The 25,572-nt window shown below is 48.6% G+C and carries 23 protein-coding genes; all 23 read right to left on the bottom strand.

From position 1 onward, the window contains the following. Window positions 1-108: 108 nt before the first annotated feature. Window positions 109-2,103, bottom strand: coding sequence for a polysaccharide biosynthesis protein (locus HCF10_RS18810; RefSeq protein WP_167656168.1), 1,995 nt, complete (start codon window positions 2,101-2,103; stop codon window positions 109-111). Between the two features lie 88 nt (window positions 2,104-2,191). Further along, window positions 2,192-3,232, bottom strand: a complete 1,041-nt coding sequence (locus HCF10_RS18805) for an MraY family glycosyltransferase (protein ID WP_167656154.1) — start codon at window positions 3,230-3,232, stop codon at window positions 2,192-2,194. Window positions 3,233-3,272: 40 nt separating this feature from the next. Beyond that, window positions 3,273-4,226, bottom strand: a complete 954-nt coding sequence (locus HCF10_RS18800) for an NAD-dependent epimerase/dehydratase family protein (protein WP_167656153.1) — start codon at window positions 4,224-4,226, stop codon at window positions 3,273-3,275. A gap of 6 nt (window positions 4,227-4,232) precedes the next feature. Beyond that, on the bottom strand, window positions 4,233-4,982 hold the full coding sequence (locus tag HCF10_RS18795; RefSeq protein ID WP_167656152.1) for a glycosyltransferase: 750 nt from the start codon (window positions 4,980-4,982) through the stop codon (window positions 4,233-4,235). Window positions 4,983-4,991: 9 nt separating this feature from the next. Then, window positions 4,992-6,401: a mannose-1-phosphate guanylyltransferase/mannose-6-phosphate isomerase gene (locus HCF10_RS18790; protein ID WP_167656151.1), complete on the bottom strand. Its 1,410-nt coding sequence runs from the start codon at window positions 6,399-6,401 to the stop codon at window positions 4,992-4,994. A gap of 130 nt (window positions 6,402-6,531) precedes the next feature. Continuing rightward, on the bottom strand, window positions 6,532-7,506 hold the full coding sequence (gene fcl / locus HCF10_RS18785) for a GDP-L-fucose synthase (protein WP_167656167.1): 975 nt from the start codon (window positions 7,504-7,506) through the stop codon (window positions 6,532-6,534). 2 nt (window positions 7,507-7,508) lie between these two features. Beyond that, the gene (gene gmd / locus HCF10_RS18780; protein WP_167656150.1) at window positions 7,509-8,633 is read right to left on the bottom strand and encodes a GDP-mannose 4,6-dehydratase; all 1,125 of its coding nucleotides are present in this window, start codon (window positions 8,631-8,633) and stop codon (window positions 7,509-7,511) included. Between the two features lie 20 nt (window positions 8,634-8,653). After that, window positions 8,654-9,619, bottom strand: coding sequence for a GDP-mannose 4,6-dehydratase (locus HCF10_RS18775; RefSeq protein ID WP_167656149.1), 966 nt, complete (start codon window positions 9,617-9,619; stop codon window positions 8,654-8,656). Between the two features lie 3 nt (window positions 9,620-9,622). Next, window positions 9,623-10,732 (bottom strand): glycosyltransferase family 4 protein, encoded by a 1,110-nt coding sequence (locus HCF10_RS18770; RefSeq protein WP_167656148.1) that lies wholly within the window; start codon window positions 10,730-10,732, stop codon window positions 9,623-9,625. 121 nt (window positions 10,733-10,853) lie between these two features. Next, window positions 10,854-12,119 carry a hypothetical protein gene (locus HCF10_RS18765; RefSeq protein WP_167656147.1) on the bottom strand — a complete coding sequence of 422 codons (1,266 nt, stop codon included), beginning with the start codon at window positions 12,117-12,119 and terminating at the stop codon, window positions 10,854-10,856. Window positions 12,120-12,233: 114 nt separating this feature from the next. Further along, complete coding sequence (locus HCF10_RS18760; protein WP_167656146.1) at window positions 12,234-13,574, bottom strand: hypothetical protein; 1,341 nt, start codon at window positions 13,572-13,574, stop codon at window positions 12,234-12,236. A gap of 149 nt (window positions 13,575-13,723) precedes the next feature. Continuing rightward, window positions 13,724-14,812, bottom strand: coding sequence for a pseudaminic acid synthase (gene pseI / locus HCF10_RS18755; RefSeq protein WP_443200915.1), 1,089 nt, complete (start codon window positions 14,810-14,812; stop codon window positions 13,724-13,726). Continuing rightward, on the bottom strand, window positions 14,794-15,315 hold the full coding sequence (gene pseH, locus HCF10_RS18750; RefSeq protein ID WP_237683145.1) for a UDP-4-amino-4,6-dideoxy-N-acetyl-beta-L-altrosamine N-acetyltransferase: 522 nt from the start codon (window positions 15,313-15,315) through the stop codon (window positions 14,794-14,796). Before pseH ends, pseI begins: the two co-directional genes overlap by 19 nt. Next, the gene (pseG, locus tag HCF10_RS18745; RefSeq protein ID WP_167656145.1) at window positions 15,308-16,411 is read right to left on the bottom strand and encodes a UDP-2,4-diacetamido-2,4,6-trideoxy-beta-L-altropyranose hydrolase; all 1,104 of its coding nucleotides are present in this window, start codon (window positions 16,409-16,411) and stop codon (window positions 15,308-15,310) included. The genes pseH and pseG overlap by 8 nt, the downstream gene beginning before the upstream one ends. Before the next feature lie 5 nt (window positions 16,412-16,416). Next, entirely contained in the window at window positions 16,417-17,118 is a 702-nt protein-coding gene (gene pseF, locus HCF10_RS18740; protein WP_167656144.1) for a pseudaminic acid cytidylyltransferase, read from the bottom strand. Further along, the gene (gene pseC, locus HCF10_RS18735; RefSeq protein WP_167656143.1) at window positions 17,115-18,275 is read right to left on the bottom strand and encodes a UDP-4-amino-4,6-dideoxy-N-acetyl-beta-L-altrosamine transaminase; all 1,161 of its coding nucleotides are present in this window, start codon (window positions 18,273-18,275) and stop codon (window positions 17,115-17,117) included. Before pseC ends, pseF begins: the two co-directional genes overlap by 4 nt. A gap of 3 nt (window positions 18,276-18,278) precedes the next feature. Continuing rightward, window positions 18,279-19,277: a UDP-N-acetylglucosamine 4,6-dehydratase (inverting) gene (gene pseB, locus HCF10_RS18730; protein WP_167656142.1), complete on the bottom strand. Its 999-nt coding sequence runs from the start codon at window positions 19,275-19,277 to the stop codon at window positions 18,279-18,281. A gap of 32 nt (window positions 19,278-19,309) precedes the next feature. Continuing rightward, the gene (locus HCF10_RS18725; protein WP_167656141.1) at window positions 19,310-20,566 is read right to left on the bottom strand and encodes a lipopolysaccharide biosynthesis protein; all 1,257 of its coding nucleotides are present in this window, start codon (window positions 20,564-20,566) and stop codon (window positions 19,310-19,312) included. Window positions 20,567-20,937: 371 nt separating this feature from the next. Continuing rightward, window positions 20,938-22,299: a Wzz/FepE/Etk N-terminal domain-containing protein gene (locus HCF10_RS18720; protein ID WP_167656140.1), complete on the bottom strand. Its 1,362-nt coding sequence runs from the start codon at window positions 22,297-22,299 to the stop codon at window positions 20,938-20,940. A gap of 414 nt (window positions 22,300-22,713) precedes the next feature. After that, on the bottom strand, window positions 22,714-22,956 hold the full coding sequence (locus HCF10_RS18715; protein WP_167656139.1) for a LapA family protein: 243 nt from the start codon (window positions 22,954-22,956) through the stop codon (window positions 22,714-22,716). 24 nt (window positions 22,957-22,980) lie between these two features. Beyond that, complete coding sequence (ihfB, locus tag HCF10_RS18710; protein WP_017848846.1) at window positions 22,981-23,277, bottom strand: integration host factor subunit beta; 297 nt, start codon at window positions 23,275-23,277, stop codon at window positions 22,981-22,983. Between the two features lie 131 nt (window positions 23,278-23,408). Continuing rightward, window positions 23,409-23,693 (bottom strand): hypothetical protein, encoded by a 285-nt coding sequence (locus HCF10_RS18705; RefSeq protein ID WP_145334801.1) that lies wholly within the window; start codon window positions 23,691-23,693, stop codon window positions 23,409-23,411. A gap of 151 nt (window positions 23,694-23,844) precedes the next feature. Further along, on the bottom strand, window positions 23,845-25,530 hold the full coding sequence (gene rpsA, locus HCF10_RS18700) for a 30S ribosomal protein S1 (protein WP_027604177.1): 1,686 nt from the start codon (window positions 25,528-25,530) through the stop codon (window positions 23,845-23,847). Between the last annotated feature and the right edge of the window lie 42 nt (window positions 25,531-25,572).

Below are 25,572 nucleotides of genomic sequence, written 5' to 3'. Positions count from 1 at the left end.
GGCTCCATGACATCGATTAGGTAGAAAAAGCAGCTTTTCCGGAGCTGCTTTTCTACGTTAGGCGATGGATGGAGGGTGTCAAAAGTGGGTGGGTTACAGAGTGTTAACTCATGGTTCCAGGCGACGTTGCTGGTAGATCCAGTCGACGATTTCACCGTCTGGGGAGTAGCCGCTGACGGTGTCGCGCAGGAGCTGGCGAACACGGGCGTAGTCGTCCTGTTCCACGGCCGTGAGCAACTCCGTCAATTTGTCTTTAAGCACATCCCACGCCAGGTAGTCTTCGTTTGCGCTCATGATCATTGGGTGTTGGGTGGCAACCACGTTATCGCCAATCAGCAACTCTTCATACAGCTTCTCGCCTGGGCGCAATCCAGTGAATTCAATGGCTATATCGCCATGAGGATTGCGCTCGGATCGCACACTCAGACCCGACAGATGAACCATCTTTTCCGCCAGCTCGACGATCCTGACCGGATCGCCCATATCCAAGACAAACACATCGCCGCCCAGCCCCATGGAGCCCGCTTGAATCACTAACTGAGCAGCCTCGGGAATGGTCATGAAATAACGGGTGATTTTAGGATGGGTGACCGTCAGCGGCCCGCCCGACTTGATTTGCTTGTGGAACAGCGGAATAACCGAACCAGACGAACCCAATACGTTGCCGAAGCGGACCATGGTGAAGCGGGTTTTGTTTACCCTGGACACATTGGAGCTGTCACCAAACAGCGCCGGCGCCAGTTCACGACTAAGCGCCTGTAGCGTCAACTCGGCTAGACGCTTGGTACTACCCATCACGTTAGTAGGGCGCACAGCCTTGTCTGTTGAAATTAGAACAAAGTTGGCAACGCCCGACTGCAACGCGGCTTGAGCAGTACTGAGCGTGCCGAACACATTATTCAGTACGCCCTCGGCAATATTGTGCTCCACCATCGGTACATGTTTGTAAGCGGCCGCATGGTAAACCGTGTCGATCCGCCACGCTTTCAACACATCCTGCAACTTGGACTGATTACGTACGGACCCCAGGATCGGCACCAACTTTACCGACAGTGACTCTCGCATTACACGCTGTTCAAGCTCGGAAAGAATTGTGTAGAGATTGAACTCGCTGTGATCGAACAGCAGCAATGTAGTGGGACGGAAGGAAAGGATTTGCCGGCACAACTCAGAACCGATAGAGCCCCCGGCTCCGGTGACCAGAACACTTTGGCGCTTGATGCAATGTTCCAGCAGTTCCGCTTGCGCGGGTACCGTATCGCGGCCGAGCAGGTCCGCAATGTCGACTTCCTGGATGTCATCTACCTTGACGCGCCCGCTCGCCAGATCCATGAAGCCAGGAACACTACGCACGTGCAACGGAAACTCCTCTAGGAAACCCAAAATCTCGCGGCGACGACCGCGGTTCGAAGACGGGATAGCCAACAAGATTTCCTGGGCGCCGGTGATATCTATCATTCGCTGAATGTGCTTGGGCTTGTACACATGCAAACCCGCGATGACCCGATCAGAAATACTCAAGTCATCGTCGATGAATGCCACAGGACGCATCAAACGCCCCATCCGCAATGCTGCGACCAACTGGTTACCTGCCGCCCCGGCACCATAGATTGCAACACGAGGAAGCCCGTCGTCATGATTAGTGAAAGGCACATGCTGAGTAGTGTTGAACCAGTCACCCATAAAATACTGGCGCATCGCTAAACGCAAACCTCCCACCATGATCAGACTCAACCACCAATAGTTGAAAATGATTGAGCGCGGGACGACGTTTTGGTGGTTGCTGTACCAATAGACAACAACCCCCAAAATCAAAGCCGAAAGACTGACCGCCTTGATAATGGCAATCAACGCGTCATTGCCAAAATAGCGCATGACCGCTCGATACATACCAAAGCGGATGAACAGCGGAATGGAGATAACGGGCGCCGCCATGAACAGCCAGAAATGGCCACGGAATGGGTTGATCATGTCCTCTATGCCGAGGCGCACGACAAAGGCCAGCCAAAGGGCTGCCCAAACGACGACAATGTCAGTAAACACCTGAAGCAGTCGCTTTTTACGACGGGGCAACCCCACTAAAAACGCTCGCACCTTTTCCATAACGCCGTCGGCCACCTAATGTTTCTCCATAAATTAAAAACCGGTGCCTATTCTACGTCTCTGAAAGGCGTGTGCTTTAGAAAAATCCTCAGTCTTGATTGAGCACCAGCGGTTCCACGTCTTCAAGCGCCCCGGCGTTGAACTTATACGCCAGCGCGACTAACGGTAAATAAGCCAGAAGCAATCCAAAAGCACCGTCCAGCCCCCACAATACAATGCACGCTGCTATCGGTAGCAACCAGAATAGGTTAATCGCCCCAACAGCGAGCGTAACCGGCAGGTGCTTGCCAAAGCGACGGGATGCAAACTGATAGGCATGACTGCGATGAGCCTCATATACTTTATCGCCGCGTACCAGCCTGCGGACCAGAGTGAAGGTGGCATCCACAATGAACACGCCTAGCAGGACAAGCCAAGCCCAAAGCAGATTGGGTGAAACCCAAGCCGCCTGTAGCGAGAGCAGTCCTAAAATGATTCCAAGAAAACCACTTCCTGCGTCGCCCATGAAAATGCGAGCGGGCGGAAAATTCCAATACAGAAAACCAGCCACCGACGCCGCAAGCACCAGAGGCACAACAATCAAACTGTTAAAGCCGGCCAACCAATACAATAGACAAGCACCCAGACAGGCACAAATGGCCTCGATGCTCGCAATACCGTCAATACCATCCATGAAGTTGTAAAGGTTGAGCAACCAGACCAGATAGAGTACGGCGAGGATGTGTCCCAACCAACCAAACTCAAGGTTAAAGCCGAATAACGTAATGGCGGGCAGACCACCTAGCCAGCAAAGCGCCCATATCGATGCAGAAAAATGACCTAACAAACGCCAGCGGGCCGCGATATGGCCGTGGTCATCGAGAAAACCGAGGAGCGCAATAGCGGAACCTGCACCCAGCATAGACCAAGCGGCAGACCATGAAATAAAGCCAGCGAAAGCTAACAAGGAGAGTGCTAACAGGTAACTCAAAACGATCGCAACACCACCGCCTCGTGGCGTAGGTACGGAGTGAGAGCTACGCGCATTAGGAATATCAATAATACTTCGAGCGAGCGCGTAGCGACGTAATACTCCGGTGAGCAAAAGCGAGACTAGGATTACGAAAGGTAATAACAACCAAGTAAACATTCCGGATGCAGTCCATTAAAAAAGAAGAGATACTGAAGCATCAATGAATTTGTGAAGAAATATAGTCCTGCCCAGCTTTAAATAGGGCCTGTGCAGGAGTCGACGGAGGCACCCAACCCAAAAGATCTCGAGCCTTACCTGAGTCAATGCTTAAAGACCCGCAAAGTTGATAATAGGCATTCTGCCTTCCAACCAGAGAGGCCCCGGCATGCATGAAGAAGTTCGGCACGGAAAACAGCCTTATTTCACGCTCCATGCCCGCAGCCAGATATCGCATAACCTGCGGAGTTGATACATCTACACCATCCGATGCTAAAAAAGTCTGATTGGCAGCTAAAGGATGTTCCATACAGAGCAAAATCAGGTCAATCAAATTACCGAGGGCTACCATACTACGCTGATTATTAACTCCTCCAAACGGAAGCGGAAACCCACTCGCTACTAGCTTGAGCAGCAGTCGAAAATTACCAGGAGCATGTCCCCCATAAACCAATGGAGGGCGTATTATAACCAACTCCATCCCACCAGCTTCTGAAATTTCCCGCAGGCCAATCTCCGCTTCCATCTTTGATATTGCATAATCTGCGCGCGGAAGCATTGGAGATAATTCATTTAAAGAGCCTGCTAGAGTACGAGAGCCGTGGACACCAACGGAGCTGATAAATACAAATCTTTTAACACCTGCGTCAGATGCTTGCTGCGCCAAATTAAGAGCACCCTCAACATTCACTCTTCTGAATAGCGATAGTGGGTCAGCTACCGTATCAGTCAACTTATGCGCTCTACCGGCGAGATGCACAACGCAGTCTATACCCTGCAACACATCCATCCATTGAGTGTTAGCAGAAAGATCACCCACGCCAATAGTCGATGACCCGTCAGCCAAGGTTTGTGTTAAACGCGAGGTCGCTACTACTGAGTACAACCGATGAAGAACAGTTTGCAGCGCGCCGCCCACGAACCCAGTACTCCCCGTAAGTAAAACTCGTTTCATACTACTTCATCTTCTGAAATAACTGGCAAGTTTGAATGGGATTTTCATAGCAATCATGAGGGCATTCGTATAAATACCATTTTCTTTGCAGGCTCTTATTATCTCAAAATTCTGATGAACTCGCCACCAAAAACCAGTTGTACTTATTCCTCCCTCCCGCATTTTCACCATAACAGCCGGATACCTGACCATTTTTACGCCTTTTGTGAAAAAACGGGCCATTAATTCAAAATCCGCAGAGACACGATACCCCAATTTATAATTACCAAGCTTCTCGAATAACTGCCGGCGCGCGTAAAACGTAGGATGAGGAACCATGAAACCAAAACGTACTTTCCAAGGCAAAAAACCTGAGGACGAATACTTACGAGTTACTACAGCCGTATGCTCGCGCTCTACAAAAACCAAATCCGCATACGAAGCTTCTATAGAAGGATGTTTTTTTAAGTGCGTGACCAGATTTTGAATGGTCTCATTTTCGAAAAAAATATCATCTGAATTTAATATTCCCACAAAATCCCCGGTAGAGGCCACAACACCTTTATTCATGGCATCATAGATCCCCTTGTCCGGCTCACTTATAACTTTAGAAATTCGATCTTTATACTCCGATATTATATCGACTGTTCCATCTTTCGACGCTCCATCAACGACAATGTATTCAATATTTTTGTAGCTCTGTGATAAAACCGACTCAATTGTATCGCGAATGGTTTCAGCACTATTATAGCAAACCGTTATGATAGAAATCTTCACTAATGACACCTAATTCCGACCGTATTTATCAGCAAATCTAACTATATCATCTTCACCCAGATAGGTACCCGACTGAACTTCAATTAGTTCCAAGGGAATAACACCAGGATTTTCCAAGGCGTGAACCTGCCCTATTGGAATATAGGTCGATTGGTTTTCGGTTACAAGATACGTTTTAGCTCCATTAGTCACACGAGCTGTTCCACTGACAACAATCCAATGCTCTGCGCGATGGTGATGCATCTGCACTGATAGTTTGGCACCCGGATTGACCGTAATACGCTTGACCTGATATCGAAGACCGTTATCGATTGAGTCATAGACCCCCCACGGCCTATACACTTCGCGGTGACTCGTATGCTCATGGCGCTTGCAGCTCTTGAGCTGATCAACGATTTTTTTAACGTCTTGTACCTGATCCTTATGAGCAACCAGAACAGCATCTTTAGTTTCGATAATTACTAGATTATCAACGCCTACCGTAGCCACCAACCGATAAGTTGCATGCACGTAGCTATCCTGAGTGCGCTCCAGCAGCACGTCCCCCTTCAACACATTGCCTTCGCCATCCTTATCGCCGGTTTCCCAAAGCGCCGACCAAGAACCAATGTCACTCCAGCCTGCATCAAGCGGAACCACGACCGCGTCCGCAGTATGCTCCATGACCGCATAATCGATAGAGTTCTCCGGGCATGCGGAAAAAGCTTCAGCGTTGACTCGGGTAAAATGCATGTCTTGCTGTGCATTTTCAAAAGAAGCGCGGCAAGCCTCCAGGATTGCCGGGGCAAAGCGCTCCAACTCCTGCAGGTAACGACTGGCGCGGAGTATGAACATCCCACTATTCCAATAGTATTGGCCACTGTCGAGGTATGCTTGCGCAGTTTTTGAGTCGGGTTTTTCAACAAACCGACTGACAACGAAACCGCCATGAGCAAGCGCTGCGCCTTTTTCCAGATAACCAAACCCCGTTTCCGGATGAGTAGGCACGATTCCGAACGTCACCAGCTTGCCCTCTTCCGCCAGCGTCAACGCGCAGCAGAGACTCGCGTGGAAAGCCTCGACATTCTGAATAAGGTGATCGGCAGCCAGCACCAACAGAATCGGGTCGTCCCCCAACGCAGTGGCCTGCAATGCCGCCAGGGCGACAGCTGGAGCTGTATTTCGCCCGACAGGCTCCAACAATATTCGCGCATCTTCCATTCCCAACTGACGCAGTTGCTCTGCCGCCAGGAAGCGGTGTTGCTCATTGCAGATAAGTATCGGCAAATGGTGATCCAGCCCTTCCAAGCGTTTTATGGTTGCCTGGAGCAATGATTGCACGGCATCAACCAAAGGCAAAAACTGCTTGGGATTGAGCTGGCGAGACAACGGCCAAAGGCGGGAGCCCGAGCCACCCGCCATGATTACCGGAAGAAACATAAAGATCGTCCTTTAACTTCTGCTGCCAATGTAACGAGACTAAGCACTATATCCTCACAGACTTGCACACAAAATTGCAGCTAAAAAACCGATGAGCGAATTAGTACGTGCCTGCAAGGATTCCTGTTCATCAATCCCTGGCTTCGAGCCTATGCTCAACAAACCAATGATAAGCATCGCCCAACCCCTGTTCCAAGCCGATCGTCGATTGCCAACCAAGCGCACGAAGCCGCGAAACATCCATCAACTTGCGTGGAGCACCATCCGGTTTGCTGGCATCGAAAGCTAAACGACCTTTGAAGCCAGTGATTTTCGCTATAGTTTCCGCCAATTCACGAATCGTACAGTCTTGGCCGGTGCCGACATTGATATGAGATAACATCGGCTGGGTTTTGGCTTGATAGGTATCAGTATCAAGCTCCATTACATGCACGCTGGCTGCTGCCATGTCGTCGACATGCAAAAATTCCCGCATCGGATTACCGCTGCCCCAGATAACCACTTCGGCTTGTTCGGCCTGAACAGCTTCGTGAAAGCGACGAAGCAGCGCCGGAATCACGTGACTATTTTGTGGGTGATAGTTGTCATACGGCCCGTAAAGATTGGTGGGCATGACACTGCGGTAGTCGCGAGAATGCTGACGATTATAGCTCTCGCACAATTTTATTCCGGCAATTTTGGCGATGGCATATGGCTCATTAGTCGGCTCCAGGGGTCCCGTCAACAATGCCTCTTCCTTCATCGGCTGAATCGCATGCTTGGGATAGATGCAGGAAGATCCAAGAAACAGCAGCCGCTGAACATTCGAATGATGAGCGGCGTGAATCACATTCGCTTCGATCATCAAATTGTCATAGATGAAGTCCGCAGGAAACGTGTTGTTGGCGTGAATCCCCCCCACCTTGGCTGCTGCCAAATACACCTGGTCGATTCGATTCTCCGAAAAGTAGGCATGAACTGCATGTGGGTCCAGTAGGTCAAGCTCGTTTCGACCAGCACTAAGAATAGAGCAATATCCAAGCTTTTGGAGGCGACGCACGATCGCTGAGCCAACCATACCCTGATGGCCGGCAACAAAAATTGTCTGGTCCAATTCGCGCGACATCATCAGTTCTCCACAGCAACCGGAATGTCATGACCATATTGCTTGAGCAAGGCGTGCCTTTGAGCAGCCTTGAGGTCCTCTCGAACCATTTCTGCACACATTTCCTGCACGGTAATCTCCGGAACCCAGCCAAGCTGTTGCTTCGCTTTAGTTGGGTCACCCAGCAACGTCTCTACCTCTGCTGGGCGGAAGTAACGTGGATCTACACGTACGATTACATCACCAACCTTCAACGCCGGCGCCAATTCGCCATCGATACGCTCAACCACGGCATATTCATCTACACCATTACCTTCAAAGCGTAACGTAATGCCCAATTCTGCCGCAGACCAGCGAACAAACTCGCGCACGGAATACTGGACACCAGTGGCAATTACATAATCTTCAGGCTGCTCCTGCTGCAACATCATCCACTGCATACGGACGTAGTCTTTAGCATGCCCCCAATCGCGCAGAGCGTCCATATTACCTAGAAACAAGCATCTCTCTAAACCTTGAGAAATATTAGCCAGCGCTCGAGTGATCTTGCGAGTTACGAAAGTCTCGCCACGACGTGGAGACTCATGATTGAACAAAATGCCATTACAAGCGTACATACCATAGGCTTCACGGTAATTCACCGTAATCCAATAGGCGTACAGCTTTGCAACCGCGTAGGGAGACCGAGGGTAAAAAGGAGTCGTTTCCTTTTGAGGCGTCTCTTGAACTAGACCGTACAGTTCTGAAGTAGACGCTTGGTAGAAACGAGTCTTCTTTTCGAGACCTAGTAAACGGATGGCCTCAAGGATCCGTAAGGTCCCCATTGCGTCCACGTCAGCCGTGTATTCAGGAGATTCGAAACTGACCGCGACATGAGATTGCGCACCTAAATTATAAACTTCGTCTGGTTGTACTTCCTGAATAATTCGAGTCAAATTAGACGAATCACTTAGATCGCCATAATGCAGAACAAAATTCCGGTTATTTACATGCGGATCTTGATATATATGATCGACACGCTGAGTATTAAACGAAGAGGCTCTCCGTTTAATCCCATGCACCTCATAACCCTTCTCGAGCAAAAATTCTGCCAGATAAGACCCATCTTGTCCTGTTACGCCAGTTATTAAGGCTTTTTTAATAGACATTAAAATTCTCCACCATGAAATTAATCAAACGCACTCAACATACCCCTAACCACATCGGGCATTTTAAAAGTAGCATTCCAACCCAACTTACTTTGTGCTTTAGATATATCAGCCCGACTTACCAACAAATCAGTGGGCCTAAAAAACTCCTCATCAACAACTACATATTTTTTCCAATCAAGGCCTAAACACTTAAATGTCTCATGGACGAACTGCTCCAACGTAGCGGTATGCCCAGTGGCTATCACATAATCCTCAGGTGCTTCCTGTTGCAACATCAACCACATTGCTTCCACATATTCAGGGGCCCACCCCCAGTCACGTGAAATATCCATACGACCCAATCTAAGTTTTTCAGACGACCCGGAAGCAATACGCTTGGCAGTTGAAATAATTTTCTGAGTGACAAAGCGTGTAGGCCGTAAAGGCGACTCGTGATTAAATAAGATCCCAGTACAGGCATATAAATCATACGCTTTTCGATAGTTCTCCACCAACCAATAGGCAGACGCCTTGGCTACCGCGTATGGACTTGAAGGCTGTAACGGTGTCAACTCGGATGCTGCTTCTCCCGCTGTGTCGCCGAAGCACTCACTTGACCCCGCATGGTACATGCGCACTGGTCGCGCCGTCATGCGACACGCTTCGAGCATGTTGAGCGTACCCAAAGTAATACTTTGTATGGTCTCGGCTGGCTGTTCAAACGATAATCCTACGGAAGACTGCCCTGCCAAAAAATACACCTCGTCAGGAGAGCTCTTTTCTAACGCCACAAAAACGCTACGAAAGTCCTCAGGGATCATCGATATTTTTTTTATCTGAGCATCATTAATGCCGAGAACTTTCCAGTTTTGAAAAGATGCCCCCTGCGCATCTCTAGATGTACCCCAAACAACATAATTTTTACGCAAAAGAAAGCGTGCCAAATAGGAGCCATCTTGACCACTAGCGCCACATATTAACGCTACTTTTTGGTTACGCGTCAAAGTTCACCTCATCAATCCCCTATATACCGCCAAAGTTTGTTCAGCACAATTTTCCCAAGAAAACTTCTTCAATCTCTCTCGCCCATTTTCTATCAGCGCTCGCGAAAGTGATGGGGAGAATGCAAGTTTCTCTATAACCGATGACATATCCTCTACTGAAGAGGGGTCAAAATAGGCTCCCGCTTCGCCTACTACCTCTGGCATAGAACTAGTGCTACTAAGTGCAACCGGACAATCATTTGCCATAGCTTCGAGAGGTGGTAAGCCGAACCCTTCATACAGCGAAGGATACACAAAAATAGCAGCTCCGCGATATAGATTCCCGAGTGTATCGTCGCCGCCCGCCAGCTGCCTGACTTTGGAAGCAGACAAGCCTAAGTCAGCTATTAAACTTTTCTCATCAGGAGTAAACGCACCACCACCGAAGGATATGATATCAAAATTCTCCTTCAATCGATCTGACAAAGAAAATGCCTTTAAAAACCCAGCAAAGTTCTTGTATCCTCCTCGATTACCAACAAAGAGCAAATACGGATTCACTATTCTGGATTCAATCGAATGATCGCTTGACGGTTGATAGCTAAATTTATCAAATCCCAAGTAAACTACTGAGACCTTAGCATCATCAACATCAAACAGCCGAATAAGGTCTCGACGCGTACTCTCGGAAATACAAATAATATGATCAGCACGCTGTACAGCATTCCTCTTACGTAGGGATATATTTCCGAGACGGGAAAATTGATCAGGGAAAATCTCGTGAACCATGTCGTAGACAGTGATAACAACAGGTTTTTTTTGTGGCTTTTTATTAAAAAAAGAGTAGTACGTTTCGTGTAAAATATCTGGCTGCCAAACTGAAATTTTTCGACCACTTATGAAGTTATTGTAAGGGAGAGTCAAGCGCATTGTTTTAGAAGCAGAGGAGACTATACGTCGCCCATCAACCAACGAGGGCGTTAATCCATCTAAATACTCATTACAATGTAGCGGAGAAAATATCCGCACAGTTTCCGACCGCTCAGAAAACTGCTCAGCCAAGCGCACGAAGTACCTGGAAATACCCCCATAAGCCTGCAAGCAGAAAATTTGATAATCCATCGCAATGCGCATTTCGCTTCCTCTCAAGCAACAACTTAAATTCCCATAATACTATCTAAACCATGCAACACAACAATCACCGAACCGAGTACTTTACGAAGCTACACTCACACACCTCCCCACCATACAATCATCAGACGTCTTTAGAGCATGAAACGCCCAGAGAAGACCGGCCGACCAAAATCTCTTTAGTATTTATATGATAGAGAGCCATCACTGCTGCCACCACGACATAGAGATTAGGAGAAAAATACCCATAACCTCTAAAGAAAAACTCAACCACGTAGCCAAACACAACCCCCTGCAAAATCAACTTTCTTTTCGCCTCTCCGTCTTGACTACTGTGATCCCGCCCCATTACCAACGTCAAACTAAACCACAACAAAAACATCACATATAAGCATGAAATCGCCAAACCCACTAGACCAAGTTCACTAATAATTTTAGATGCCAGAAATCCACCACTGGAAACATTCATCAACTTCCCAGTCAGCCGCTCCAACTTATATGATATCTCACCCAGCTGACTTCCATCTTCACCAAGCATCTGCATGCCAAGTCCGCGCCCATCGGTAGAAAAAAAATTCAAATAACTTAAATCCCACCCCTGAAGCCAAACCAGCGTCGTAATATTCTCAGTATCCGAAAATTTCAATCGATCTGAAAAGTACTCTATATCTGAAATAACAAAATAACCAACAGCAAAAAATACCACTGGCAAAATAAACAAACCAATTAAAAAATAAAACGATCTCAGCCTAAAAAACATCACCAAGCATATAATCACAGAAAACACTAGGAAAGTAAGACTAGGGAACAATATAGCAAATAACACTAAATTGATTATTATACAGACTGAAAACCTACTAGATGCCACACAGCAGTAACCCACGGAAAAAATCCCATAACATAGAGCAAAAAAACTAGGTTCTGAAAAAGGGAATGGATATTTTATTTTTTGCCCAAACCCAACAAACAAAAAAACATATACAAGCCCAACCCAACCAATTACAGAGAGCGAGCAAACTAAGAATCTAAACACTAACTCGAGGTCAAAATAGTTCAACTTAACAAGTCTAACCGATAGTATCGGGACGGTTAAAAAAATAGCGACCAACCAAATAGTTGAAAGAGCCCTCACCTCACCACTAATATAAAACATATAACACGCATGCGAAACCAGCAACAAAGAGAGAGTTAAAACAACAACAAAAGTCTTCCGATGAAGCGAGCTTAATTGCATATGGTTTATAGCCACCATTAAAACGGAGGCAAGTACCAGCCCCACCGCAAGAGACGACGTCTCAAAGACAACATATACAAAATTAGGCAAAAAAATCACTAAGAGCAAGGACAATAACGCACGCCCATCAATACAATGTGCTTTGTTATTAATCATGCGTTCAAAAACCTCATAAATCACTTAGTCAGCCAATGTAATGCAGGATCAACCCAGGACTTACCACATCCTGCGAATCCGACAAGAGCAAAATATCAGTTTTAAGCAAAATCATTACGGAATCACTACCTTACAAGCTTGTGCGACACGTATCAAATTTTCGCGCAACATGCACGCAGGATTCGAATCAGGATCACTAATTACCCCTTTAAATATCCTAGCCGACAACCAATCCTCATACTGCGCCAGATTCAACTTGTTACTGCTAACAACTTCTTGCTCATCAATAATTTTTTTTAGCGAAGACAAGCGAAGCTGATCTAGTGTAATCTGATCACATAACGCCAACTTATTAAAAAATGTTTTCGCAAAGGTGAGGGATGACTTGCCCAGCAATGCAGCCTCATAAGCGGCTGTCCCTGAGACGGTAACTACCGTAGCCGCGTTCTTAATCAACTCATGACTATCCTCCGCCGCCCCAATAATTAAAACATTATTGAGCCTGGCAATTTTTTCATAGAAAAAAATCGACCTATCACCAACAGCATTGCTATGTTCCTTCACAAACAACATCCAGCCATCTGGCAACCCGCGCCAGATATTTAAAATATTTGTATATTGATCATCATAGTAACGACCTATCACATCGACCGACGCTTCAGGTTGCTTGTGCAGTGGATAAAACACATAGCTAGCATCACCTAAATTCGCACTAACCTTCTGTTTTCGAACAAATCTATATAGCTCTCTGTTAACCTCCCGCCGCAGATGAACAGCTACTTTCTTTAGCTTGGCATGATACATACAAGGATTACCCGCCTCATAATTTTTATTAAAAACAAAACCAACCACTCTTTTTAATCGTTGTATTAGCGAATAGTACCTATCAACTATTTTGTCATTCAAATGCAGATAGTCCGGCTTCACTAATTCAACTTTTATTAGTTCATAATCCATACCTATTGGCCTGGGTATTAACTCCGATTGTTCTTCGTCGGTAAAGAAGCCAAAATACCCAGAAGGTATGCGCACCGTGTGGGGCGTAATGTACTGGCAGTCAAGCTCAGACAGCTTTTTTGTCATCCGGAGTATGAGCATTTCGTGCCCCCAAGTGACCTCTCCAAAAATGGCAACAATTTTATGTTTTTTAATAAAATTAAATATCGGAGATTGGATTCCATTCAAGTAATTAAAAGCCCACGACTGTTGCTCTCTTAGTGACCTATCACTCAACACTATCTCATTTAATTTAAAGTCACCTACAGGATCTCCCTCTACATGACGATCCAAACTTAAAACATTATCAGCGCCATACTCATGCTGAAGCTGAACTTTTATTTTGTCACTAACCGTTATCCAGTATATGTTTACACCAAGCCCCAACAACTCTTTAGCAACACCTTGAAAAAACTTGGTTTTGCTTTGATTTGCCACGAAACAGATATTTTTATTCATTAACGCCCCCACAAAAAACAATTTTCAACATAAGATAGACCAGCATGAATACTTAACCACTACCATATACAACTAGCTCAGCGAAAACACGAATCAGCCCATATAAATATATAGCCACACACCAATACAAACTTAAAAATTCAAATGTATTATTCGCTACTCAGAAAACCCAAATCTACTGGCGTATTAGCCTTTATATCGAAACTCGCTCGCTTACCAATTACACTATCTATATGCTTAGGCGCCAGACCAAATCCCGGCCTCACACTACGGATCATTCCAGCTTGAATTACATCACCTTTATTTATCGCACTGACAAAATACAACGACCGTCGAAACTGCACATTTCCTTGTTCACTAGATTTTCTACCATAATCAACCTTGCCCAATGCAGCCCATGCCGTTTTGCTATCCCGGCACAAAGCCACAAGCTCTGCAGGCTCAAGCGAAAAGCTGTCATCTGGGCCACCACCGCTACGATCAAGGGTAAAGTGCTTCTCAATGATAGAGGCCCCCAACGCAACACTGGTAATTGCCGTAGTGTTGTCTAACGTATGATCAGACAAACCTGTAACCAAGCCATGACGTTGCATCATGTCTGGTATGGTTCGCAAATTGTAGTCGTGCGCCGGGGCGGGATAACCACTTACGCAATGAAGGATAGCAAGCTCTTTGCAACCGCCTTCACGGGCAGCTTCGATCGCTTCCGCGATTTCTTCCGCGTCGGCCATACCGGTAGAAATGATCATCGGTTTACCAGTACTGGCAACATATTTGATCAGAGGCAAATCGATAGCTTCAAAAGATGCAATTTTATAGGCCGGTGTATTTAACCCTTCGAGCAAGTCGACTGCCGTGGTGTCGAAGGGCGAACTGAAGATTGTGATCCCTAGTTTTCGAGCATACTCGAAAAGTGGTGCGTGCCACTCCCACGGCATATGCGCTTCTTGATAGAGCTCGTATAGCGTTCGTCCGTCCCATAACCCACCGCTGATCTTGAAATCCTTGGAGCCACAATTCAGGGTAATGGTATCAGCAGTGTAGGTCTGCAGCTTGACCGCGTCAGCACCAGCTTTCTTGGCCTCTTCAATTATTTTCAATGCAGTTTCAAATTTGCCGTTATGGTTAGCAGATAACTCGGCAATGACATAAGGAGGCTCATCGGCACCAATTTTCCGACCCGCAATGCTGATACTAGGGTTCTGCATATTCTTAACTCTCATGTTTTCGGCTGCCATTCAGTGCTCAACAATCCAAAGCAGATGACTGCGTGATAATTTTTACCGTCGTAGTACTGATCACGCAGTACGCCTTCCTGTTGAAACCCGAGATTGCGATGAAACTTTATTGAGCGCTCATTAAACGCAAGTGCCTGCCCACAAACCTTATGTAAACCAAGGGTATGGAAAGCATAATACAAGGCCGTCTGGCCTAATTTACGCCCAGTGCCTTTCGCAGCTTCAGGCGCGATATAGAATCCCCAATCCGCTACCCCAGATGTTGCCTTTTCACTAATATTCACGAAACCTTTGGCGATCCCGTTCACCTCGAACATCAGCAGATTTTTATGAGGGTCTTGAGTAGCGCGGTCAAACCAAGCACGATGCTCGATGAGAGTAATCTCGTGCTGCGTGTACATATAACGACGGATATCAGGATGATTGCGCCAGCCAAGGACTGCATCCAGATCATTCGGAGTCATTACGCGCATTGCTAAAATATCAAGCTGAGAATCACTCATCCCTATAACTCATGCTTTTAATCACTCGTTGAACGCCTAAACCGTCGCTGATTTTGCTGGCGTTTTTACTCATTACCTGCAATATGCTTCCATGTGTAAGAGCGCAAACTGCAGCTGACAAGCCTCTGGGGATGTCAATGACTTGACCAATCAGTGCAGCGCTTCCGGATTGTTCCAGTGCGCTGGCACCCGATTTCTGGTTGTCCGCCAATATCACTAGAATGGTCGGGACGCCAAGGCAACATCGCTCCCAAGAGCTTCCCCCCGCAGCACCAATTACAAGATCAGCAGAGGTCATGCGCTCACCCATATCAGTTACGTTTAGACGCACTTCAGTTGGCCATGGCATATCATGAGCAACTTCAACAACGTCATCTATCCAAGGAGCCTTGGGCCCCATAATTACACTGATTGTGCAGTTTTCTGGCAGGGGGCACGATTTCAAAGCTCGCAAAACTGCGCCAGTTGCGTTTTGCTGATCAACGCCTCCCATCGAAATCAGAATATGTGCAAGCTGTGGTTTGAGCCGTCGTTTGAGGCTTCGCGTGCGAAGCTTCAAGAATTCGGGACGCAAGAGTGCATACCGCGCACCGATCAGCAACTGGCAATCACTGGAAACCAACTCCTCGTAATCCCGTTCGGTACGACCTAGGTTTTGATCAACAAGCAGGTCGCAGATATGACTGCGATCTGCCAGATCATCAATCACCAGGAGCTTGGTGAAGTGCTCCCGCAGCAAGACCTCCCAGTAAGCATCTAGCGCGTAATGATCGACGATCAACCAGTCCGGTTTAAGCACCTGAAGAATAGTTGCGCTGGCTTTTGCATCATGAAGCTGAGTTGCGCCCAACCAATGAGCATGCACCACTTGCCCAGCAGCACTTTCATTGTCAACTGCCGAGGCGACTGTATAGTTCAAGCTGTAGGCACTAAAGCCCTTAGCACGAATCAGGTTGAGTAAGTGACCTGGATGCTCTCTGCAAATGAAATGGCACTCAGCCCCCTCGGATTTAAGGGCCTCCGCTAATGTTAGACAGCGCATGACATGCCCACTGCCTATCTGCAGCGAGGCATCGGCCCGGAATACGACTTTCATGGCTTTCACGGTGGAGTCAACTCAGCGTGGAAAGCTTTGTATAGCCACTCCGCACGAATCCAATCTTCAGGTGTATCGATGTCCTGCACGCGATGGCGCGGCAAAAGCACGACACTGGAGTCAGGGCTGAATATCATTCTTTCTTGCAGCCAGGCACCGGCCAATCCCCAGTAGAATTGCCCTGCGTCGTGATAGCTTTCTTCAAGGTCCTGAGAGCGGGTATTGAAATGCTCAGCATTGAACATTTCAACGTGCCCGCTGCCCGTCAGGCGAATTGCCCGTTGTATTGGAAAGGCATAACTTGTGGCCGAAAACGCATATTGGCAGCCTGTCTGTTCAAGAATGCCCAAACCGCGGCGAAGATCTTCGGGGCTGATAAAAGGTGCGGTTGCGTATAGACAGCACACCTGCTGGGGGTCAAATCCATTCGCGTTACACCACTCGATGGCCTGCCGTATCACCGGAATGGTTCCCGTGTAATCGTCAGACAGCTCCGCAGGACGCATGAAGGGAACACTGGCCCCGTATTGACGGGCGACCTCAGCAATCTCTTCATCGTCTGTGGAGACAATTACCTTATCAAAGCAGCCGCTTTGTAACGCAGCCTCAATCGACCAGGCAATCATCGGCTTACCACAAAATATCTTGATGTTTTTTCGCGGGATACGCTTGCTGCCACCCCGGGCAGGAATGACCGCCAGTTTCATACTTGCAAAGCCCTGACTAAAGCCGCCACCACCTGATCCTGCTGCTCATTACTCATGGTCTGGAACATCGGAATGCTGATAGCTTCACGGTAGTAGTTTTGCGCCCCTGGAAAATCTTCAGGCTTGAAGCCCATATCCGCGTAATAAGGTTGCGTATGGACCGGGATGTAATGCAGGTTCACGCCAATCCCTTGTTCTCGCAAGGACTCAAATACCTGGCGGTGAGTCTTGGCGATTTTTTCCAATTGCAAACGAATTACATAGAGATGCAAACCGGAGTAACTGTCGGCATGCTGCCATGGCGTAGTCACTGGTAGCGAAGCCAGTAAATCATCGTAGCGCTCTGCCAATTGATGTCGTCGAGCAATGTATTGATCCAGACGCTCCATCTGGCTGACGCCTAAGGCAGCCTGCAGTTCGGTCATCCGATAATTGAAGCCCAGGTCAATCTGCTGGTAGTACCAGGGGCCGTCTGACTCGTGCGTCATTTGGTCCGGATCACGGGTGATACCGTGACTGCGTAGCAGCACCATTCTATTCGCCAGATCGGCATCGTTGGTCAAAGCCATGCCGCCCTCAGCGGTGGTGATGATTTTGACCGGGTGGAAACTGAATACGGTAATGTCGCTGTATTTTCCATTACCGATAAATTCGCCCTGATATTTACCGCCAATGGCATGCGAGGCGTCTTCGATGACTTTGAATCCGTACCGTTTGGCCAACGCATGGATCGCCTGCATATCGCAAGGCTGACCGCAGAGATGAACCGCCACAACGACTTTGGGCAATGTACCTTCTTGCTCGGCCTGCTCCAGCTTGCGGGACAACGCTTGAGGGCACAGGTTGTAGGTACGCGGATCAATATCCACGAAGTCAACCTGTGCGCCGCAATACAGACCGCAGTTAGCCGAGGCCACGAAAGTGACAGGACTGGTCCACAAACGGTCGCCAGGGCCAAGACCCAGTGCCAGGCAAGCTATATGCAGTGCCGAAGTAGCACTGTTTACCGCGAGCGCATGGGTAGCGCCTACGTGCTGGGCAACTTGCTGCTCGAAGCGAGGCACCATAGGCCCCTGCGTAAGGAAGTCGGATTGCAATACTCCAACCACCGCATCGATGTCAGCTTGAGTTATGTCTTGGCGACCGTAGGGAATCATGAATCAGATGCTCCCGATCTTGTTTTCGTTGAGAGTGATCCAGTTCTGTAAATCATCGTCACTCATCCAATCGGTATTGTTATCACTTGAGTAAACGAAACCTTCAGGGACCTTCGTGCCATCCTTGATACGTTTCGGACAAGTCGCCCACTCATTTATCACTGGCAGGATTTTGAAGTGCTCCGGGTATTCATAAGTGTAATAGGAATCCTCGGCGCTGATCATTTGCTCATGTAGCTTTTCACCAGGACGGATACCAACGATTTTTTGCGTCGCTTCTGGTGCAACGACGCGGGCCAGATCAGTCACTTTCATTGACGGAATCTTCTTCACGTAGATTTCGCCCCCTTCCATGTCTTCGAAGGCATGCCAAACCAGTTCAACGCCCTCTTCCAGGGAGATCATAAACCGAGTCATACGGTCATCGGTGATCGGCAACTCACCTTTGTCCTTGATCGACATGAAGAACGGAATTACTGAGCCGCGAGAACCCATTACATTGCCATAGCGGACTACCGCCATGCGCGTTTCATGCCCACCCGCGTAAGAGTTACCAGCTACGAACAGCTTGTCCGACGCCAGCTTGGTAGCGCCATACAGATTAATTGGACTGCTGGCTTTGTCGGTGGACAATGCAACAACACGTTTGACACCTTTGTCGATGCACGCATCAATCAGGTTCATAGCACCGTTGATGTTGGTCTTGATGCATTCGAACGGGTTGTACTCAGCCGTAGGCACGATCTTGGTAGCAGCCGCATGAACGACATAGTCGACACCATCCAGGGCGCGATACAAACGCTCCTTGTCACGAACATCGCCGATAAAGAACCGAACACGTGGGTCACCTTCAAACTTTTTGGCCATATCCCACTGTTTCATTTCATCCCGGGAAAAAATGATGATTTTCTTTGGGTTATACTTGGCGAGGGTCATCGGCACAAATGTGTTGCCAAAAGAACCGGTACCGCCGGTGATGAGAATGGTTTTATCGGTGAACATTGTCGCGTCCCTTGGTTGCGTCCTGAATAGAGTCAGGATTGAAATAGACGGTAAGGTGCTGGAGTCAGGCGATGAAAACTCCATGATTTCCAACACAATACGCAAAAAAAGCTGACGCACAACCCTAGCGGCACCGCCAAGTGCGGCCAGTGTTGGGCAAAACTCCAAGTTGCCAGAATGAAAACAATCAAGCTGACAACGTGGCTATAAATAATCGGTCTATCGCGACCCTGCGCATATAGCCCGTAATGAGGAATCATGCCGATCGCATATAATACTGTAGCAAGAAGGATCCAGATGAAAAGCCCCTGTTGCTCACTGTAGAGCGGCTTATCAAGCCATGCCAGCAATGGACCTATAACCAGCAGCGCAATCAGCGTAAATGCACCGGACAGGCAGACCGTTTGCAGCATTAATTTGAGCATGCCTCGGCGAAAACCTACCTCATTCTTTTGTTGATAGGCACTGATCAATCCTGGGTAAATAAAGGCAAATATGCCCGCATCCAGGAATGACATCAGGGCCATACTAATACCCATGAACAATACATAGGCACCGAGCACCTCCAATCCCGCCAGCTCTTGAAACCAGTAACGATCCAGCGTGAAGACCCCTCGGATGGCAAGGGTTGCAATCAGCAGAGCAAGTGCGACTTTCAGTCCTTTGATAATCCACACCCAGTCAATCTGCTGCCGCCAGCCTGAAAGCCCCATGCTTCTGACGCGAAGAACGCCCAACACAAGCGCTGCCAGCCCTCCCAGCGTCCAGGCGGCGAACACAACATCCAAACTTCGCATATCTGGTCTATAGAACATCAATCCTGCAACCAGTACCGCCCATAACCCCGAGCGGAGAAATAGAACCAGACTGGCACAGAGTTGTTCGGAAACTGCGACTAACAAGCGGCCCAATTCCTGGTTAATATGCTCAAGTATCAACAAAACAAAAAACCAACCAAAGACACTCATTGGTAGTAGATCATTAATAAAGATAAGGCTCAGTGGCGGCAAAAAAATCGCGTACAGAATCAAGGTAAGTGCCCCTTGAGCCTTGAGCAGCCCTCCCCAGTCCTGGCGCTTGCGCTTAAGCAACTCACGGGTGCTATAGGTATAAAAATCGAAGCCTAGAAGATACAGCGAATAACCAACTGTAGCGACCAACAGCCCATAGACCCCCAACTCAGCTGGCTCGAGAAAACGGGCCAGAAAAAAAATCAACAAAAACTTGCTGACCAGTGTCAATCCGCGGATTGCGATATTGGAGAGTTGCAAAAAATTACGCGCAAGCATTAGGTTGATCTACTCAAATTCGTATTTGCATGGCAGGCGCTGCATAACGAACAGAGCTAACCCCTTGTTCCAGAGCCCTTACACGCTAGCGCCGAAGACCTTATCGTCAGCCTATACCCACACCTGACACAATTAATTCAAAAAAAACTGCGAGCAAGTGTATTTCAGAAAGCGCCTCAATCACAGGAAATGAATGACGCGCCCAGCATAACACACAGGCCGTATCATCTATCCAAAGCCCGGCCCGCGACCAGGATACCCAGCACTGAGTCACGCACCACACCGAGGACAACTCATCTCTAAATTCAGCGCTTAGCAAAAGTGCATTCGCCGCGGGACGGGATCAATGCCCTTCAAGCCCCGCGCATATATTAGCGTCGCTTATCTAACCGATCAGAGGGAGCACTTAAAACAGGAGCATCCATCGTCACAGACGTCATGGGGCGAGCCATCTTTTCGCCACTATTTATATTCAGAAATATAATGTAACGAAAAACCACAAGACCTATCCCCAGAATCGCGCCCAGCAACATACCCAACGTGACAACCAGCACCCTCCGAGGCTTGACCGGCGCCAAAGGCTCCAGCGCAAGCCGATCAACGGTAACGAGCTTAATACGACTAATATCGACATTCAGGTTGGCCAACCGAGCCTGCTCAGCGCGCAAAGGCTCTACATCGCGCAGGAACATATCTTCATTTTCCCGTCGATTCAGCACTTCGATCTGACGGTTCGTCTCGAGCAGTTGAAGCTCCTTGCTAATCTGCGCGATTCGCCCCTCGGTGAAATCATCAGACTTACGCAGCGACAACGCTGTTTTTTCGGCTTCCAGGGCATCCACCCCCATGAAATACAGAGGAATCTGCTGATTATTGATTTCCGTGCGCATTACACTGGAGGAGCCGCCGCGATCAGATTCGCCCAGGGAAGAAGGTGTCGCTGGCTTTTTAATGCCCAGCGACCTGGCTATGCCGATAGCTTCGTTCAACTGCGTGATTCGATTCGTGCGCAGGATCTTCAGTTGTGCCCTGAGCGCCTTCAACTCATCCTGCAGCCGAGCTCGACGTATCGCGTCATCTTCGTTCAAGGATGCGATTTTTGCTTCTTTTTCGTTGTCGTAGCTGGATCGAGCCGCGTCTAACTTACCTTCTATTTCACTCAGCCTGTTTTTGATAATAACTTCCATGTCGTCAGCCACCTGCTGTCGCTCAACCCTAATCGCGTAATCAATCAAGCCATTAAGGATTGCAACACCATCCATTCCTTTTGGATAGTCCATCGACAACTTAATGTAGGCACTCAGAGAGTCGGCTTTTTTCGGATCTGGAAGTACGAGCTTGATCGAGTCTTTATTGAACGCTTCAAAGCTTTGCTCCAATGTGCGGCCCGGACGCTCGAATTCTTCGAACAACTTTCGATTTGCACGAAAAAATCCAAGGCGGGTATCGTATGACTCAAGGGAAGCCCCGACTTTTTTCAGCGCCTCACTTGGAGGCAACTGATAGATATCGGAACGGTTCAACGCATCGAGTTCATTGATCGCTGCAGGCCGAAGCACACTGCTGACATTATATTCAGGCGTCACAGAGAACGCATAAGCGGCCGCAGCAAGACCAACGCCGACAGCAGCAAGCATAACGAACCACTTCTGCTGCCATACAACCTGAGCCAGAGCAAAAATGTCGATTTCATCGGAAGGGGGAACAGGGGGGGCGCGAAAGCTACTACTCACAACAAAAACCTGCCTTCAAAAAGAAACTGCGGGCTCGTTATGCAGACAAAATTGTGTGTTTTATTCTAATTAGATGACCGTCAAAACCCAGCGTCGCTGCTAAATTTTGAGCGCACAAAATGCCCGTTATCGAGAACAGATTTCATTTTGCCATCTCTCTGACATATTGCAAGTATTGACATAGGCATCAGGTTTTCGTAAGCATATAGCGCCAAACCTCATGAAACACGCCCGAGTAATCTTGAAACAGAAAGAAAATTCCGAACTATCGAGCTAAAACCCAATGAATCCGAGGGATTTCCACTTGAGTGGTGGTCGCATCATTACAAGACGGCGCTGAAATTGATGGGCGATTTTCTGACGAGTGGTTGCCTCAGCATGCACACGAATTTTGCAGAACGGCAGAGCCCCCTCCTAGGCACGCCCTACAGGAACAGACTTATGACGCCGACTCCGCACCAATACGCCTAACAATGGCCCTATCAACATGCCGACAATCAACGCCACGATCACAAACACCGACACAGGTACCTGCCCGGTCGCCAGGCCAAGGAACGAGAGAGACACGCCCTGCTGGTTTTCGAGCACAAACGCTATAACCACCAGTGCAACCACCAGCACTGTCAGCAACACTACGACGCGCTTAATCCCACGCATACTCTTCTCCTACCCCAAAGACACTCAGACGTTTTCTTCTTCGTCTTCATTCACCCGATCCCGCAACTCCTTCCCCGGCTTGAAATGAGGGACGAATTTGCCATCGAGGCTCACCGATTGCCCGGTCTTCGGATTACGACCCACGCGGGGTGCGCGGTAGTGCAGCGAAAAACTCCCAAACCCACGGATCTCAATACGATCCCCGGTAGCCAGGCATTGCGACATTTGTTCAAGCATGGTCTTGATAGCCAGCTCAACATCCTTGGATGAAAGCAGCCCTTGATGGGTGACAATTCGTTCGATCAACTCCGACTTCGTCATATTTTTCCCTTCTTTTTCAAGCAGCTAGGAAAAGCGCTTCGAAGGTTTTAGCATGACTTGGTGAATTTGAACAGCCCATGTATCAACTTATCTGCTGTTTGAATAAGGCTCGCCATGAACGATCAACACACTCAATTGCAGATCACGAGCATGGTACGAGTGACCGCTCCTGCAGGGTTCCAACCGAACAAGTAATCACCCTCTTCGTCCTTGGCGTCGCTGGACCTGGTGATGACCTTATAGCCCTGCATCCTGCATTCGCGGGCGGCGCGTTTCTCGCACTTATCCCAGTTGTTGCCCAACCCCGAGCAATCGACCTCAATGCCGCTGACACCGCGCCTCGCGTGAGTTTTGGCGCTGGTGGCGGCACAGCCTGCAAGCGCTACCACTGCGAGCAGCACGATAAGCCTGTTCATTGAAATCCTTAACAACTCGGGAGCGCCTTTATCAATACTGTATTCAGCTCTGACACCAAGCTGCAGACCTTGGTTCTTGCCTGTTGATTCAACGAATTTCAGGCACAAAAAAGGGCGACCGAAGTCGCCCTTTTTTACAGCCTTACAGAACTTAGTTCTGCTTAGCCATTGCTTCGCGCAGCAGGGAGGCCATGGTGGTCTCGCCTGTTGCAGCTTCCGGAGCCGATTTCAGGCTCTGGATGGCTTCTTTCTCTTCCACTTCGTCTTTCGACTTGATGGAGAGTTGGATCACGCGGCTCTTGCGATCAACGCTGATGATCTTGGCTTCTACTTCCTGGCCTTCTTTCAGAACGTTGCGCGCGTCTTCAACGCGGTCACGGCTGATTTCGGAGGCTTTCAGAGTCGCTTCGATATCGTCGGCCAGAACGATGATGGCGCCTTTGGCGTCAACTTCTTTCACAGTGCCTTTAACGATTGCACCTTTGTCGTTCTCTTGAACGTACTCGGAGAACGGATCGCTTTCCAGTTGCTTGATACCCAGGGAGATGCGCTCGCGCTCTGGGTCAACCGACAGGATAACGGTGTCCAGCTCGTCGCCCTTCTTGAAACGACGAACAGCTTCTTCGCCAACTTCGTTCCAGGAGATGTCGGACAGGTGAACCAGGCCGTCGATGCCGCCGTCCAGACCAATGAAGATACCGAAATCGGTGATCGACTTGATGGTGCCGGAGATTTTATCGCCCTTGTTGAACTGGCCAGAGAAATCTTCCCATGGGTTAGATTTGCACTGCTTGATGCCCAGGGAGATACGACGACGCTCTTCGTCGATGTCCAGAACCATAACTTCCACTTCGTCGCCGACTTGTACGACTTTCGAAGGGTGGATGTTCTTGTTGGTCCAGTCCATTTCGGAAACGTGTACCAGGCCTTCAACGCCTTCTTCCAGCTCAGCGAAGCAGCCGTAGTCAGTCAGGTTGGTAACACGCGCGGTGACGCGAGTGCTTTCTGGGTAACGGGCTTTGATAGCAACCCATGGATCTTCACCCAGCTGCTTCAGGCCCAGGGAAACACGATTGCGCTCGCGATCGTATTTCAGAACCTTGACATCGATCTCGTCGCCAACATTGACGATTTCGGAAGGATGCTTGATACGCTTCCAAGCCATGTCGGTAATGTGCAGCAGGCCATCGACGCCACCCAAATCGACGAATGCGCCGTAATCGGTGAGGTTCTTGACGATACCTTTGACTTGTTGGCCTTCCTGCAGGGATTCCAGCAGAGCTTCACGCTCGGCGGAGTTCTCTGCTTCCAGGACGCTGCGACGGGAAACGACAACGTTGTTGCGCTTCTGGTCGAGCTTGATGACCTTGAATTCGAGTTCTTTGCCTTCCAGGTGCGTGGTGTCGCGCACAGGACGAACGTCGACCAAAGAACCTGGCAGGAACGCACGGATGCCGTTAACGTCGACAGTGAAGCCGCCTTTAACCTTACCGTTGATAACGCCCTTGACCACTTCTTCAGCTGCGAAGGCTGCTTCGAGAACAATCCAGCATTCAGCGCGCTTGGCTTTTTCACGGGACAGCTTGGTTTCACCGAAACCGTCTTCAACCGAGTCCAGAGCAACGTGAACTTCGTCACCGACATTGATTGTCAGATCACCAGCATCGTTGTAGAACTGTTCCAGCGGGATCAGAGCTTCAGACTTCAGACCAGCGTGAACGGTTACCCAGCGAGCTTGGTAATCGATATCAACGATAACACCGGTGATGATGGAGCCTGCCTGAAGGTTCAGGGTTTTTAGGCTTTCTTCAAAGAGTTCCGCAAAGCTTTCGCTCATTTTAATTCCTGTTGATAAGGGCGAAGAATACGCCCATCTCCA

Source organism: Pseudomonas sp. B14(2022), assembly GCF_012030485.1.
GTDB lineage: Bacteria > Pseudomonadota > Gammaproteobacteria > Pseudomonadales > Pseudomonadaceae > Aquipseudomonas.
This window is presented reverse-complemented; position numbering and strand designations above follow the sequence as displayed.